12 protein-coding genes and 6 tRNA genes are annotated in these 14,562 nt (G+C 39.7%); 2 read left to right on the top strand and 16 right to left on the bottom strand.

Annotated features, from left to right (window positions below):
• Nucleotides 1–59: 59 nt before the first annotated feature.
• From B7E05_RS13015 to rpmG, 5 genes are all read right to left on the bottom strand, one after another.
• Nucleotides 60–1,505: a spore germination protein gene (locus tag B7E05_RS13015; RefSeq protein ID WP_245833090.1), complete on the bottom strand. Its 1,446-nt coding sequence runs from the start codon at nucleotides 1,503–1,505 to the stop codon at nucleotides 60–62.
• Between the two features lie 165 nt (nucleotides 1,506–1,670).
• The gene (locus tag B7E05_RS13020) at nucleotides 1,671–3,218 is read right to left on the bottom strand and encodes a rhomboid family intramembrane serine protease (protein WP_080874610.1); all 1,548 of its coding nucleotides are present in this window, start codon (nucleotides 3,216–3,218) and stop codon (nucleotides 1,671–1,673) included.
• A 177-nt stretch (nucleotides 3,219–3,395) separates the two neighbouring features.
• Nucleotides 3,396–3,566, bottom strand: coding sequence for a hypothetical protein (locus tag B7E05_RS22180; RefSeq protein WP_179134539.1), 171 nt, complete (start codon nucleotides 3,564–3,566; stop codon nucleotides 3,396–3,398).
• An 87-nt stretch (nucleotides 3,567–3,653) separates the two neighbouring features.
• Nucleotides 3,654–4,223, bottom strand: a complete 570-nt coding sequence (locus B7E05_RS13025; RefSeq protein WP_080874611.1) for a 5-formyltetrahydrofolate cyclo-ligase — start codon at nucleotides 4,221–4,223, stop codon at nucleotides 3,654–3,656.
• A gap of 68 nt (nucleotides 4,224–4,291) precedes the next feature.
• Nucleotides 4,292–4,441: a 50S ribosomal protein L33 gene (gene rpmG / locus B7E05_RS13030; protein ID WP_040985278.1), complete on the bottom strand. Its 150-nt coding sequence runs from the start codon at nucleotides 4,439–4,441 to the stop codon at nucleotides 4,292–4,294.
• 254 nt (nucleotides 4,442–4,695) lie between these two features.
• Here rpmG and B7E05_RS13035 point away from each other — a divergent pair, with 254 nt between their 5' ends.
• Nucleotides 4,696–4,926, top strand: coding sequence for a hypothetical protein (locus B7E05_RS13035; RefSeq protein ID WP_080874612.1), 231 nt, complete (start codon nucleotides 4,696–4,698; stop codon nucleotides 4,924–4,926).
• Between the two features lie 12 nt (nucleotides 4,927–4,938).
• On the top strand, nucleotides 4,939–5,571 hold the full coding sequence (locus B7E05_RS22450) for a hypothetical protein (protein ID WP_080874613.1): 633 nt from the start codon (nucleotides 4,939–4,941) through the stop codon (nucleotides 5,569–5,571).
• A 128-nt stretch (nucleotides 5,572–5,699) separates the two neighbouring features.
• Here the strand turns inward: B7E05_RS22450 and B7E05_RS13045 are convergent, their stop codons facing one another.
• From B7E05_RS13045 to ltrA, 11 genes are all read right to left on the bottom strand, one after another.
• Nucleotides 5,700–7,826, bottom strand: coding sequence for a peptidoglycan D,D-transpeptidase FtsI family protein (locus tag B7E05_RS13045; protein ID WP_342744998.1), 2,127 nt, complete (start codon nucleotides 7,824–7,826; stop codon nucleotides 5,700–5,702).
• A 165-nt stretch (nucleotides 7,827–7,991) separates the two neighbouring features.
• Nucleotides 7,992–9,269: an MFS transporter gene (locus B7E05_RS13050; RefSeq protein WP_080874615.1), complete on the bottom strand. Its 1,278-nt coding sequence runs from the start codon at nucleotides 9,267–9,269 to the stop codon at nucleotides 7,992–7,994.
• 103 nt (nucleotides 9,270–9,372) lie between these two features.
• On the bottom strand, nucleotides 9,373–9,984 hold the full coding sequence (sodA, locus tag B7E05_RS13055; protein WP_080874616.1) for a superoxide dismutase SodA: 612 nt from the start codon (nucleotides 9,982–9,984) through the stop codon (nucleotides 9,373–9,375).
• 285 nt (nucleotides 9,985–10,269) lie between these two features.
• Nucleotides 10,270–10,342: transfer RNA gene (locus B7E05_RS13060), tRNA-Phe, on the bottom strand.
• A gap of 33 nt (nucleotides 10,343–10,375) precedes the next feature.
• Nucleotides 10,376–10,468 (bottom strand) — tRNA-Ser (locus tag B7E05_RS13065).
• A gap of 11 nt (nucleotides 10,469–10,479) precedes the next feature.
• A tRNA-Ile gene (locus B7E05_RS13070) sits at nucleotides 10,480–10,556 on the bottom strand.
• Between the two features lie 14 nt (nucleotides 10,557–10,570).
• Nucleotides 10,571–10,646, bottom strand: a tRNA-His gene (locus tag B7E05_RS13075).
• 31 nt (nucleotides 10,647–10,677) lie between these two features.
• A tRNA-Met gene (locus B7E05_RS13080) sits at nucleotides 10,678–10,754 on the bottom strand.
• Nucleotide 10,755: 1 nt separating this feature from the next.
• A tRNA-Asn gene (locus B7E05_RS13085) sits at nucleotides 10,756–10,830 on the bottom strand.
• A gap of 308 nt (nucleotides 10,831–11,138) precedes the next feature.
• Nucleotides 11,139–12,767: a Na/Pi cotransporter family protein gene (locus B7E05_RS13090; protein ID WP_080876305.1), complete on the bottom strand. Its 1,629-nt coding sequence runs from the start codon at nucleotides 12,765–12,767 to the stop codon at nucleotides 11,139–11,141.
• Between the two features lie 285 nt (nucleotides 12,768–13,052).
• Nucleotides 13,053–14,312 carry a group II intron reverse transcriptase/maturase gene (gene ltrA, locus B7E05_RS13095; protein WP_080874617.1) on the bottom strand — a complete coding sequence of 420 codons (1,260 nt, stop codon included), beginning with the start codon at nucleotides 14,310–14,312 and terminating at the stop codon, nucleotides 13,053–13,055.
• Between the last annotated feature and the right edge of the window lie 250 nt (nucleotides 14,313–14,562).

The following is a 14,562-nucleotide window of genomic DNA, read 5'->3' on the forward strand; positions in this document are numbered from 1 at the left end:
CAAAAATATTATACCAAAACGTCATGCAAATGGGAAATAAGAATAAGACCCAAACCAAATTAACGGTCTGGATCTCTCGGTCTTAATATTGGTGGGCGGATATGTCTTTCGGGGTATGGAAAACGAATGAATGTATCACGCATATTCTTCCATGAAAATGGAACTAACGGCCAGAAATAAGGAGTGTCCAATGTTTTCATTTTTATCAGAAACAATAACCAGACTGTTACGCCAATTACATAGCCGCTTATACCAAATACGGCTGTCGAAAATAGTAGAAATAAACGGACAAGACGATTAGCCATTCCTAATTCATAGCTTGGTGTTGCGTAAGAACCGATCGCTGCAGTGGCAATATATAAAACGACCTCATTGGAAAACCAGCCGACTTCTACTGAAACATCACCAATCATAATGGCAGCTACTAAACCGAGTGCCGTTCCAAGTGAAGATGGTGTATGAATGGAAGCCATTCTTAAAACATCCAGCCCTAGTTCGACAATTAAAAATTGTACCAGTAATGGAATAACCCCAAATTCTTCCGGACCTATAAAAGCGTATGCTTCCGGAAGCAGCTCTGGCTGAACGGAGAATAAATAATAAAGCGGCAAAAGTACAAGCGAAAGAAAGATGGCCAGAAATCGCACCAGCCGTAAATAGGCACCAACAGTCGGTTTTTGCCGATATTCTTCTGCATGCTGCAAATGCTGCCAATACGTTGTCTGCGTAATCATCACACTAGGCGTTCCGTCAATTATAAGGATGATATGTCCCTCTAACAGATGGGAGGCAGCAGTATCCGGACGTTCTGTATAGCGTACCGCCGGGTATGGGTTCCAATAACGGTCACTAAAAAATTCTTCAATCGTCTTTTCAGCCATTGGAAGCCCGTCTGTATCTATCCCATCAAGCATTTTTTTCAATTTTTCTACCTGCTTCGAGTCAGCTATGTCCTCTATGTAACTAATCACGACATCTGTTTTCGAACGTCTTCCTACCTGGGTAAACTCCATTCTCAGTGACCGGTCTCTGACTCGCCGTCTGGTTAAAGCTGTGTTAAATACAAGGGTTTCTACAAAACCATCCCGCGGCCCTCTAACAACTCTCTCCAAATCGGGTTCTTCCGGAGATCGTGCCGGATATTCCCTTGCATCAATAATAATTGCCTTATCCAATTCATCTACAAATAAGACGGTAGCTCCGGAAAGGATGAAATCAACTAATTTATCCATCTCTTTCATTTCTTCTACTTCAATAAAGGGAATATCCCTTCTCATCAACTTTCGTAATGTATCCGTATCTAACTCATTCGGCTGAAGCCTTTGGAGCGATTGCATAATAAAGGTCATTACATCATCTTTTACAAAACCGTCAACCATAAACATCGCCATATCTTTACCGGCATAGTTCAAATCTAAATAAATAAGGTCAAAGCTTTTATCCACTCCTAAATAGGATTTCAAATAAGAAACATTGGTTTCGAGTTCCGGCACTACTTTTTTCATCTCATGGGCCATTTTTATCACCTTAACATCATAGGATGTAGATAGTTTATATCGTCCGGTCAAAACTATACATGTAAATACGTATTCGTAAAGGAAAACCTCGCCCTATTATTTTTTAGACAAAAAACCAGGCTGGTTGATTCATTTTCCAGCCTGGTTCTCTATTTAATAAGATGGTACTTCATTTTTTAAATCATTTAATTGTTCATTATCCGGGAATTGTTCTAACCCTTCATCAATAATGGCTTCGATTTCTGCTTCATTTGCGCCCTGCTCTGCATACAGAATGGCCAGGTTATTATACATTTCCGGCACCTTTTCATCATATTGAATCGCGTCTTCCAAGTCCTCAACAGCTTTGTCGAATTCGATTTCTTGAATATATGCATAAGAACGGTGAAATAGGAAATACGGAATTAACGTCTCGTCATCCGTTTCCGTTAAGGCTTCCGTTGTAATGGAAATAACCTCACTAAAATTCTCTTCCTCTAATTCAGTTTCTGCTTCCATTAACTTCATCTCCGGGGATGACGCATTGAAAGACCAGCCATAAATCAATAATCCAACACAGAGAATGACAAAACCAGTCCATGCAAATAGCTGTTTCGTTGGGTTCCGCTTATCTGGAACATAAACTGCACCAGCCGTTAAAAACCCTCCTGCTAAACCGCCAAGATGTGCCCCCATATCTATTTCCGGAACACTGAATCCAAGCACCAGGTTTATCCCCAAAATAAGGATAATATTCATCCCCATTGTCTGGAAGAATATTTGCTTATAGATAAGGCCAAATAATAGAAGTGCTCCAAATAAAGCAAATATAGCGCCGGAAGCTCCAGCTGATATATTGATAGAAAAAGCAAAACTTGCAATAGATCCTAGTAAACCGCCAAGAAAATAAATAATCAGAAACCGGGCTCTGCCAAATATCCTCTCAATTGCTGTTCCCAGATAAAATAAAGCAAGCATGTTCATAATCAAATGAAAAAAGCCGAGATGTAAAAACATCGAGGTGAAAAATCTCCACCATTCCCCTTCCAGGATAAAAAGATTATAGTTTGCACCCATATCAATTAAATGTTGTGTGTTTTCGATATTTCCGCTAGTATTTTGAAAAAGAAAAATGAGTACATTGAAAGCAATTAATATATATGTAAACAGCGGTTTAGAAACTGAAAATATTTTCTTTCGTTGGTTTTGTTCTTCCTGAATTTCTTGAAACAATATGATTTTCATATGATTCGCTGCAGCTTCTTTTACCGCATCTGATAATTCCCTTTCATTATCTGAAGACAAAGAAAGATGCAAATCCTGATTTAACTGATTTCTCTCTTCTGCTTCATTTTCTTCAGCAAAATAATATATGTGCATCTTGGGCGTTTTCTTTGTACCCTCTCCACGGGGATGTTTGATATCTTCCCAATCATCGACCGGTTGCTCTTCTGCTATGTAAATGGAATAAAAGGATGCGTTCGGACTCACAATGGCTTGCCTTATCCGCTGCATTTGCTGATAGGTAGCCTCTGCATCTTGCCGCAATTGATTGGACCAATCAAACGTCTGCGGTTTCACTCGAACAATCGCAGATTTCCGGTCTGTCTTCCGCAGCATCCAAACTTCATCTGTTTGATCGTCAGCGGTAATAACCCGAAACCCTTGTTCTTTTAATTTTTTCACTAGCCGATACGCCCTGTATTGCAAATGTATCTCCATAAATCATCCTCCCCTCTTTGAAGCATACCAAACTTTAATAATCAGGCGCAACTATGGGTTGAAAAGCGGATTCAACTTCGTATAAAGTAAAACCTTATTCAGTGGGGGCGTTCCATCCCCACTGAATAAGGAGCAAAGAGGAAACAATGAATGACAGACAGAACGTGAAACTGCAGGCTAAACCGCTTCTTTTTCTTTCTTCCGTAAAATGATATTTCCAATCATCGGAACGAGATATTTTCTTCCTTTTTCCCAATTTAACATGCTGTTGATTATTTTATATCTCCATTTTAGCAAAATCAAAACTGCGGATAGCATCATAGCAAATATAAAAATCATACGCATCATCTTTAGCCTCCCTCGACAATCCATCGTAGCTTTTTGCATCTGCATCATTTATTGTCAACAGAGGAAAGGATCTTATGCATATTTCTTCTATTTTCCGGTTAGGAACTCACGCTCTTCTGTGAATATCTGTGCTACAGGCAAATCATGTATTTCTCTTGGAATTTTCTCCACGATTTGTTTTTCACTGCAAAGAGAAATCGTTATCCCCTGATACTCCATCAGCATTCTGTCATAATATCCGCCGCCATAACCAATCCGGTATCCTTCTTTGTCAAAAATAATTCCGGGAACAATCAGCAAATCAATATCCTGAAACGAAATCGGTATGGTTTTATCTGGAATGGGTTCCTTTATTCCTGCATAACCATTTTGTATTTGATCTGCTTTGCTCCATGTGTAATATTGCATTTCTTTGGTTTCTACTTTGCATTTCGGAGAAGCGATTGTTTTACCTTCTTCCAAAGCTTTTTCAATGATGTGAAATGTATTCCATTCTGTATCGGTTGAAATGGTGATTCCTATCGTTTTTGCTTGTTGAAACAATGAGCTTGAAAATAATCGCTGCCGCAGTTTTTCTTCTATCTTTTTCCGTTCATGCTCCGAAAAACTGCTTAAATATTCCAACATATTATGACGCATTTTCTTTTTTTCTGACATCTTCACTTCACCTCGTTTACTAAAAAACCCTTATCCAATAATATCAGATAAGGGTTTTTTAAGTTCACTTATTTCGTTTCACGGTGTAGGGTATGTTTTTTAAGACGTGGTGAGTATTTCATAAGCTCAATACGTTCCGGATTATTACGTTTGTTTTTTGTAGAAATATAGTTACGATCTCCTGTTTCCGTGCAAGCTAACGTTATATTTACGCGCATATCTATCCCTCCAAACTTTTCAACTTGCCTTTTTACATAACTGTACAGACTTTTATTATATTATCAAACATTCTTTGATTTATCAAGGATGTTTATTTGAAAAACATGATAAAAATTTTATGACTTGGCTGATAGAGTCTGGAGCAACTTTCTATCCTGATTTCTCATGCTTTTAGCATAGTCACTCGCTTTATTTTATGGTATAACTATAAATGATACGTAAAGAGGATGTATCTAAAGGGAGGGAATTAAAAATGTTATATGCCATTTTGGCAGTGATTGTCATTGGAATTGTTCTATTTATTCTATCGTTTTTTATTAATGATCGACTTGAAGAAGTGGAAAGCCAGCTTGAACAATTATCCATTACAACAATGCAAGATACATATCAGCTGAAGAAAAAAGTATCTGTTTTAGAAGAAGAATTATTACCTCAAAATATATCTGATGACGATGCATCGTCTCAACCTAAAAATAATGATTAGAGGAGTATTATCATGAAACAACATGTAAGAGCGTTTGCTATCGGTTTGCTAACCAGTGGTGCCTTACTTCTCGCTATCTATCTATTTGGTAATTCATCTTCTGGTAATCTGGAAGATACGGAACCGGAAGAGTTGATTTCGGTTTTGGAAGATCAAGGATATGCTGTATTGACCCAAGACGAATATATTGCATATAGCGTTGACAAAGAAGATGCTGAAGAGGCTGATGCAGATGAAGAAACCAGTGATGAACAAGATACAAACAATGATTCTGCTGATAGTGAAAACACAGATGATGATAGTAACGATGAAAATAGTGACAATGAAGGCAACCGTAATGATGAAGATAGCAATGAAAATGAAGACAATGACGATAACAACTCAGAAGGAAATGAAGATGACGAATCCTCAGAAGAAGATTCTGATGTCATTGAAGCAGAAATCACACTTGAAGACGGCGCACCGCCTTCCTCCATCAGTAATGCTTTAGAAGATGAAGGAATTATTGATGACGCATGGGATTTTAATGAATACTTGGAAGATAATGATCTAAGCGGTAGTGTCATACCAGGAACTTATGAAATTGACAGCGATATGTCTTTCAGTGAAATTGGCGATGTGATTACAACGTATTCCGATGATTAAAAATGAGCTGTTCCAAATGGAGCAGCTCATTTTTATATAGCAGGAAAGTATCTTTTTAACACATGCGCTTTTTTTATACAAAACATAAAAAAACTTCCACCTTAAAAATAATAGGTGGAAGTTTTTTGTTATTCTTCTTCACTATCTTCGGAAGAATCGTCCTCGGAAGAACCATCTTCTGCTTCTTCATCATGATCTTCTTTGATGTCAAAATACGTATCTAGAATACGCTCACCAACTTTAAAGTTGATGCCATTTCCTTCACTGATTCCTGTATACGGCACAACAACCGCAAAAGCAACTTCCGGATCATCATATGGTGCATAACCGACCAGTGTCAGATTATTGAGTTTTTCGACCTCTTCCCCGTTTTCATACCAGGCTGTTTGCGCTGTTCCAGTTTTACCAGCTGGATTATAGGACTTATTTTGAAAGTAACTGCTTGCAGTTCCTTGTGAACCCTGATAAACCCGACGGAATCCTTCCTGGACACGGCTGATTTGATCATTTGTCATTTCAATCCGGTTCATCACGTTTGTATTTTTAGAATAATACAACGGCCCCAATTCATCTAACGAAGCAATCGGATCATGTGCTTCTTTTAAGAAATGTGGCTGGACACGATACCCATCATTGGCAATCGTTGAAACATACTGTGCCAATTGTAAGGTTGTATACGTATCATACTGGCCAATCGCAAAGTCAAGAATATTACCAGGGTTATCCGGCACTCCCCCTCTTACTCCGGTGCTTTCATACGGATAATCAACACCAGTGGACGCACCTAAACCAAATTGATTGAAATAATTTTGCAAGGTCTGTATCGTTTTAGCCCTATCAATGTCTAAGCCGGCATGATCCGGTAGCGGGTGACGATAATCGCCGCCCAGACGTAAGGCAACGTAGAACATGTACACGTTGGAGGATCTTTCCAGGGCTGATAAATCATCCACCGTTCCCATATTATGAGTAGATTTTTTTATTCCTCCTCCTGCCAATCGTAACGGAGCGTCATAGAACGTATCCCCCGGCGAAATAGCACCAGAGTCATATCCTGTCAGAATGGTTGCTCCTTTAATACTGGAACCAGGTTCAAACGCACTCGACAGTGCCATAAATGCAGCATCACTGTATTCGTCCTCTTCTCTATCATAGTTCACGCCGGACATTGATAGCAGTTCCCCGGTTTTCGGGTTCATAACCACTGCAAACGCATTTGTAGCAAATCGATTCGCATGAGGGCTATTCGCCTTCATAGATTGGAATTCATCTAATAAAATCTCATCAACTTCCTGTTGGAGGCCCAAATCTGTTGTTAAAACTAAATCTTTCCCCCGCTCTCCTTCTACAATCGTATCTGAATCGACAATCGATCCATTGGGGCGTGTTGTATATTGAATCTGTTCTTTACGCCCTCTCAAGAAGTCTTCATATTGCTCTTCAATTCCGCTTGTGCCGACACGGTCATTTCTGCTGTATCCTTTTGTCAGATAAGCGCTCATGTCTTCCGCTGGAATTCCTTCCTCCTGGCTGGTGATACTGCCTAAAATACTTGTCAATGTATCTCCATTCGGATAAACCCGATTCCAGTCTGTTGTGGCATTGATCCCAGGCAGTTTATCCAGATTTTCTGCTACAGCCGCATATTCTTCTGCAGAAACATCTTCATTTTTAACGACTTGCGGTGTTAATGCATATGCTTTATCCAGTTCTTTTTTAATAGCAATAACTTCTAATTCATCATCGGAAAAATCAGCAATCTCATCATCTGTAATCAATTCCAGTGTAGCAGTGTACACCTCTGAATTATCCATCTCTTCTGTATCGACTTCTTCTAATCGCTCTTCTATTTCCTCTTGATGAAGTAATAAGTAGTACTCCCGTTTATCTCTATCTGTTATTCGGTCAATATACTGCTCATCGCTCATATCGATGTATTGTGCCAGCGTTTCCGCTACATCCAGACGATCATCCGCCTGAACACCCTTAGGAGGCGTGTATGTAATGGAATACATCGCTTCATTATCAACAATCAGTTCCCCATTTGTATCATAAATCTTTCCCCTGGGCACAGGGACACTGGTCGTATCTAAGTTCGTTCGCTCGATTTCATCCTGGTATGTTTCCCCGTTTAAAATTTGCACAACACCTAACTGGAGTATTAGTGCAGAAAATAATAAGAAGATGGCAAAGAAAAGAATATTCATACGAACAGGAAGCTGGGCCCGTTTTTTCTTTTTTTTCTTATCTACCACTTTTCTCCTCCTTCGCATCTATTTTGAACTACCATCATATTTCATTATACGGTTCTTCTAAAAGTATAAGCAATAAATCATTTATATGCATCTTTTTAAACACTTGAATGATGATGAACACCATCATTCAAGTGTAGCGAAGACCACTGTTTGATTTTACCACAATTAACGACTTTTTTCGTCTGTAAAATCTTCTTTTAATGCGATTTTTTGATTTTTTACCGGTCCGATAAAAATATTGCGGACACAAAAATAAATAAAGGCATGTCCTGCACCGAATATAATGAGTAATGCAGGTATTATCATGTCGTCCGGGAAAAGGAACATCCCAAAAATAAACGCTGCAACCGAAGCGATTCGACCCAGATTCAAATAAATTTCACGCACAACAATATATTCCACTCTTCTCTCGCTCACCATCCGTGCTTTGCCGATAACATCATAGGTAAGGGATTGATATGGTACAGTCAAAATAGGAAATGCAAGGCCAATAATGACTGCATAGACAATTAACCAGAATAAACTCATTTCAAAAATAATAATAAATATAGAAGCGAATAACAGAATACCGCCAAATAAAATAGCCTTTTTTCGCAATGCCGGTTTAATCCATTTTAATGCGACAAAATAAAAAATAATGGACAACCCGGAAAGAAATAAATTAAAAACCCCTAGAACCAGCTCACTGTTCGTTACAAGGAATATCCAAATCGTAATGTAAAATCCATAAATCCCTTCTCGGAGCCCTTGAAAAAAATGAGCATGTAAAATACGTTTCCAATTTTTATTTTTCTTTCTTTCCTCAATAACAGCAGCTAAAGCAAAGCTCCCTCTGCTGCCCTTTCGTATAATAAAAAAGCTTGCGATAATAGCGGCAATAAATAAGCTAAGCGAGATGATAAAAATAGCCGTATAACCAACATCATCCGTCATTTTTGAAATCATCCATCCGGCAAGCAAAGGACCAATCATTCCAGCAAACGATGTAAGGGTGCCGGAAATGCCATTGAACCAATCTCTGGTATCCGGTTCTGTTATTTCAAAAGTAAGCACATAATATGCTAACCAGAAAAAGCCGTAACCGATTCCCAATAAACAGCCGAGGATAAAATTATAATATGCTGCCAATTCACCAATCCACAGAACAAATAAGAAAAAGAGGCATAAAAAGAGAATGCCAATCCGCAGTATGATCATACGATCGATTTTTTTAGATAATTTTCCAGCATAAATAAAGGAAAGCGCTTGGAATACGTAACTTGCCAAGTGATAATTCGCAATCACAAAAAAGTCCTCTGATTGCTTCCATAGGTACACATTAACAAATGTATTGGATAAAAAGATGCCTGCTGCATACAAAGCTCCGATAAGCAGAAGCATCCATAAATCTCTATATTCATCTTTTTGCCGATGGTATCTTCTATATTTCTGATGTAATTGCATAAAAAACGACTCCTTCTCCTTTTATTTTTAGCGAAGGAACCGTATCTATACAAAAAAGCTTGCAGATAACTTCATGTTTCTGCAAGCTTTTTTGGAAAACATCTTATTTAGCAGCGTCGTAATTGTTTGCTACTTGATCCCAGTTTACTACATTCCAGAATGCTGAAATATATTCCGGGCGTCTATTTTGATATTTAAGATAGTATGCATGCTCCCATACATCTAATCCTAGTAATGGTGTTTTGCCTTCTGTTAATGGAGAATCCTGGTTTGGTGTGCTTGTAATTTCAAGCTCTCCATTGTTTAATACGAGCCATGCCCAGCCTGAACCGAAACGTCCTGCTGCAGCTGTAGCAAACTCATCTTTAAATTTATCGAAAGAACCGAATTTGCTGTTAATTTCATCAGCTAATTTACCGGATGGTTCTCCACCGCCATTAGGTGATAGTGTCTTCCAGAAAAAGCTGTGGTTAGCATGTCCGCCGCCATTATTACGTACTGCTGTGCGGATGCTTTCAGGAACTTCATTCAAGTCTCTTACTAGCTCTTCCACTGTTTTATTCTGCAGATCTTCATGTCCTTCTAGTGCATCATTTAATTTTGTAACGTAGGTGTTGTGATGCTTCGTATGGTGAATGTTCATTGTTTCCTTATCGATAGTTGGTTCCAATGCATCATATGCATAAGGTAGTTCTGGTAATTCAAATTTTGCCATGTGTAACTCCTCCTCTAAATAAATGATGTTTTTAAGTCTACAATTATTACGTTATCAAAGGGAGCGATTTCTTGCAAATATTTTGCATTGATAGACGTGGATATTTCCTTATAAAAGTGGCATTCAGGAAGCTTCTTTTTTTCTAATTGATTAAAGGCAACTTTTTTGCCTTAATGAACCTTCGGGAAGTTTCATTTAATTTTCTTAAATACCGTCCATAACGTTATATCTTCACATTCTGATAAAAAGACATACTAAAAAAACAAGCATACGCTTGTTTTAAGATGGCTCGGGACGGAATCGAACCGCCGACACAAGGATTTTCAGTCCTCTGCTCTACCGACTGAGCTACCAAGCCGCAATTATGACGTTTTCTTTTCGTAAATATGTATGGAGGAGGTAGAGGGATTCGAACCCCCGCGCGGTTTAACCCGCCTCTCGGTTTTCAAGACCGACCCCTTCAGCCAGACTTGGGTATACCTCCAGGTAAACTAATGGTGGACCCTGCAGGACTCGAACCTGCGACCGATCGGTTATGAGCCGATAGCTCTGACCAACTGAGCTAAGGGTCCTTTTACTATTTTTATGGGGCGACCGGTGGGGATCGAACCCACGAATGCCGGAGCCACAATCCGGTGCGTTAACCACTTCGCCACGACCGCCATGGAATAGCAAATCATATATGTATATTTTTGGTAGCGGCGGAGGGGATCGAACCCCCGACCTCACGGGTATGAACCGTACGCTCTCGCCAGCTGAGCTACACCGCCATGGCTCCACAGGTAGGATTCGAACCTACGACCGATCGGTTAACAGCCGATAGCTCTACCACTGAGCTACTGTGGAATAAAGATACAATTTAAATAACAACAAAATATAATTTATCATGTTCTTCAAGTTATGTCAACAACTTTTTTTGCGGAGTTGCAAAAATGTTTATCGGAAGTTGACTGCAAGAATTATAATAGCACGTAATGTAACATATTTCAACAAAAACTTTTAAAAATTTATTCACATCCGGCATTTTATATAACAAATTTTCATTCCAGGCCAGATTCTCCGTCACAAAAAGCCGGGCACCACCATATATACCTCCATAAAAAGAAAAGAAAGGGCTCTGTCTGTGTATTTGAATCAGACAGAGCCCCAGGGTATTAATGTTCTCCCAAAACATTCTGGGCAATGTTTACAGCATGATCCCCGATCCGTTCTAAGTTACTTAATATATCAACGAATACAATACCTGCTGTTCCATTACAAATGCCTTCATTCATACGAATGATATGACTTTTACGGAATTTGCGTTCCATTTTGTCAATTTGGTCTTCCTTTTGAATCACTTCCAAAGCAGCTTCTCTGTCACTCATCTCTAACGATTCCACAGCCTGTTTTACAGTCATGTACGTTAAATCAAACATTTTATTCAAATCTTCAATTGCTTGATCGGTTAAAGATACTTTATTGGACATTTTATAATCGACTAATTCTAAGACATTCTCAAAATGATCACCAATCCGTTCAATATCACGTATGGTGCTCATTAAGGCCGTATGCTCTGCACTTTCAATCTCCGTCAGGTTTGTAGAAGCAATATCCACTAAATAGTCCGTGATTTTACGATCCAGATTGTTCAGTGCCCCTTCAATTTGTATGGCCAGCTCTGAATTTTTCGGATTTTGTGTGGTGACATAATTATGTGTTTCTTCCAGCCCCTGATACGCATATTTTCCCATACGGACTACTTCTAATTTTGCCTGCCCCAGTGCCAACGAAGAAGACTGTTGCAGAAAAATAGAATCCAAATGCTTCGGCTTATATTCGATAATAACATCATCACCTGGCACAAGCTTTGTCACAATCCATGCCAAAGCACCAATGAACGGAAATTGAATAATCGTATTCGCTATATTATAACTTCCGTGCGCAAACGCAATGGTCATCTCCTCGTTCAAACCTAGGATTGATTGTAAATAACCAATAAAGCTGGTGAATGGTAGAAGTAATAAAATAAAAATAAATGCCCCGATTAAGTTAAAGATGACATGTGTGTAAGCAGCGCGTTTGGCAGCTACAGATACGCCGATACTGGCGATAACAGATGTAATCGTTGTTCCGATATTATCACCAAACAACACGGGAATAGCTGCGTCTAATTCAATAGCTCCCTGCGCAAATAACCCTTGCAGGATACCGATTGTTGCTGTAGAACTTTGCACGATTACGGTAAAGACCGTTCCGATGACAACACCAAGAACCGGTGTTTCACTCATAGAAACCGTCAAATCCTGGAATGCTTGTAAGGAACGAAGCGGCGTCATGCCACTGCTCATTAATTCCAGTCCAAAGAATAAAGAGCCAAATCCAAACAGAGCTTGTCCAACGGCGACAATCTTTTGCTTTTTAAAGAAAAAGATGGTAAATGCCCCGATTGCTAATATAAGTAACGAATATTGGCCAATATCTATCCCGATAATAAAAGCCGTTACAGTGGTTCCGATATTTGCTCCCATAATGACACCAATCGCTTGTCTTAATGTCATAAAACCGGCATTTACAAGTCCGACAGTTAACACTGTCGTTCCGGAGCTGCTTTGAATTAGCACCGTAACAAGAATTCCAGCAAGAACTCCTAAAAAAGGATTGCTTGTAAACCGGTCTAAAATATCCCGCAAGCGATCACCGGCCGATTTCTGCAAACCGTCTCCCATGAATTTAATCCCTATCAGGAATATACCGATTCCTCCGAGAAATTCAATAATTAACTGTTGAACATCGATATCCACGAAAACTTCATCCCTTCTACCTCTTATGTAACCTTTTGTAGTGTAATCTTTTGTAGAATTTTGCGCCTCATTCATTATTGATGATTCCTGCAATAAAGTAAACATGTATGAAGAAAAATTTACAAAGATTTAATATTTGAGGATGTTCGCACAGAAAGAAGGCTTAGTATGTGCTTATTTCGTGAAAAATATTTCTTTTTCAAAAGGAAAATCGAGTAGGAGGAGGTGACTAACCTCCGACCTCTCACACCACCATACGTACGGTTCCGTATACGGCGGTTTCATTTATGTCCAACGCTTCGTTAGATAGCTATTAGTTAGACTCTTCAAACCTTGTTCTGACCAGTATTGGTCACCAAGCGCTCTATGCAAGATAGGGCTATTGGCGGTTCGCCAATAGCTCTTTCTTGTGTTTGCCCATTCCCACGCTTTTCCTTTCTTGATTCCTTGTTTCACGAGATTCTTGTGTTTCGTTTTCACTTTCTTCCACTCTTTCCAACGTATCATTCGTAGACGTCTTCGAATCCATCCGTCGAGTTCCTTGAATATCGTAGGTGTTTCTGCTAACTGGTAGTATCCCAGCCAGCCTGCGAGATATTGATTCAGTTTCTCTATTCTGTCCCCCATATTCATTGATTTCTTTCGAGACGTTAATTCTCGGATTCGTCGCTTGAAACGTTTGATACTTTCTTTCGCAATCCGTATCTTGGGATTTTCCTTATGAAAGGTGAATGAGAATCCAAGGAATTTACGTTTCCATGGGCGGTCTACCGCACTTTTCTCTTTATTGACTTCCAATTTCATCTTCTTCTCTATAAAGTTGGTGATACTTTCCATTATTCGGTGTCCTGCTCTTTTCGAACGGACATAAATATGAAAATCATCCGCATAGCGCACGAAATGGAGTCCTCTTTTCTCTAACTCTTTGTCCAGTTCATCCAGGACAATGTTTGAGAGAAGCGGACTTAACGGTCCGCCCTGAGACGCTCCTTCTGTATTCGGATGTACCACTCCGTCTTCCATGATTCCTGCTTGCAGGAATCTGCGGATAAGCTGAAGGACTTTCGGGTCTTTGACCCTCCGACTTAGCGTCCGCATCAAACGGTCGTGGTTTACTTTATCGAAGAATTTCTCTAAATCCATATCAATCACCCAGCGATATCCGTCCTTCATATATGCCCTGGCTTTCCTTACAGCGTCATGACCTCGACGCTTTGGGCGGAAGCCATAGCTATTTTCCGAGAAGGTCGGGTCATATATCGTGGTGAGCACTTGTGCGATGGCTTGTTGGATAAAACGGTCTAACACGGTGGGAATACCCAGTTTCCTCATACCGCCGCCTTCTTTATGGATTTCGTAACGGCGAACTGGTTGAGGGTAGTAGGTACCCGTTTCTAGTTGCTCCCGAATAGAAGCCCAGTGTTCCATGATATGCGCTCGTAGGTTTTGTACGGGCATTCCATCAACTCCGTGACTTCCTTTATTGCGCTCTACACGATGCAGAGCTGTCATTAGGTTTTCTCGTGCTAGAATTTGTTCCAACATGTTATCTAACTCCTGCGTGAATTGTCCTTTCTTCTTGTGTGGCAATGTCTCTCAGCCCTTCTAATGTCCCCCGCGGGATTCACCGCTTCCTCCATTAGGAAGGTTTCATGTTTCTGCTTCTTCGAGTATTGCGTACGCGAAGTGGCAATTCTCCTTAAATGATTCAGCCCTTCCCAGATATTCTAGAACTATCTGGTACTACGGCTTCGGCTGACTTCTGATAGTTCAGTGAACATTCGCATGTTCAGTT

This window comes from Oceanobacillus timonensis, assembly GCF_900166635.1.
Lineage (GTDB): Bacteria > Bacillota > Bacilli > Bacillales > Amphibacillaceae > Oceanobacillus > Oceanobacillus timonensis.

Excerpts from the sequence above, each read along its gene's own strand:
- B7E05_RS13015 (WP_245833090.1), bottom strand. The coding sequence starts at position 1,505 with ATGAAAAAAGTAGTGCCGGAACTCGAAACCAATGTTTCTTATTTGAAA.
- B7E05_RS13020 (WP_080874610.1), bottom strand. The coding sequence starts at position 3,218 with ATGGAGATACATTTGCAATACAGGGCGTATCGGCTAGTGAAAAAATTA.
- B7E05_RS22180 (WP_179134539.1), bottom strand. The coding sequence starts at position 3,566 with ATGATGCGTATGATTTTTATATTTGCTATGATGCTATCCGCAGTTTTG.
- B7E05_RS13025 (WP_080874611.1), bottom strand. The coding sequence starts at position 4,223 with ATGTCAGAAAAAAAGAAAATGCGTCATAATATGTTGGAATATTTAAGC.
- rpmG (WP_040985278.1), bottom strand. The coding sequence starts at position 4,441 with ATGCGCGTAAATATAACGTTAGCTTGCACGGAAACAGGAGATCGTAAC.
- B7E05_RS13035 (WP_080874612.1), top strand. The coding sequence starts at position 4,696 with ATGTTATATGCCATTTTGGCAGTGATTGTCATTGGAATTGTTCTATTT.
- B7E05_RS22450 (WP_080874613.1), top strand. The coding sequence starts at position 4,939 with ATGAAACAACATGTAAGAGCGTTTGCTATCGGTTTGCTAACCAGTGGT.
- B7E05_RS13050 (WP_080874615.1), bottom strand. The coding sequence starts at position 9,269 with ATGCAATTACATCAGAAATATAGAAGATACCATCGGCAAAAAGATGAA.
- sodA (WP_080874616.1), bottom strand. The coding sequence starts at position 9,984 with ATGGCAAAATTTGAATTACCAGAACTACCTTATGCATATGATGCATTG.
- ltrA (WP_080874617.1), bottom strand. The coding sequence starts at position 14,312 with ATGTTGGAACAAATTCTAGCACGAGAAAACCTAATGACAGCTCTGCAT.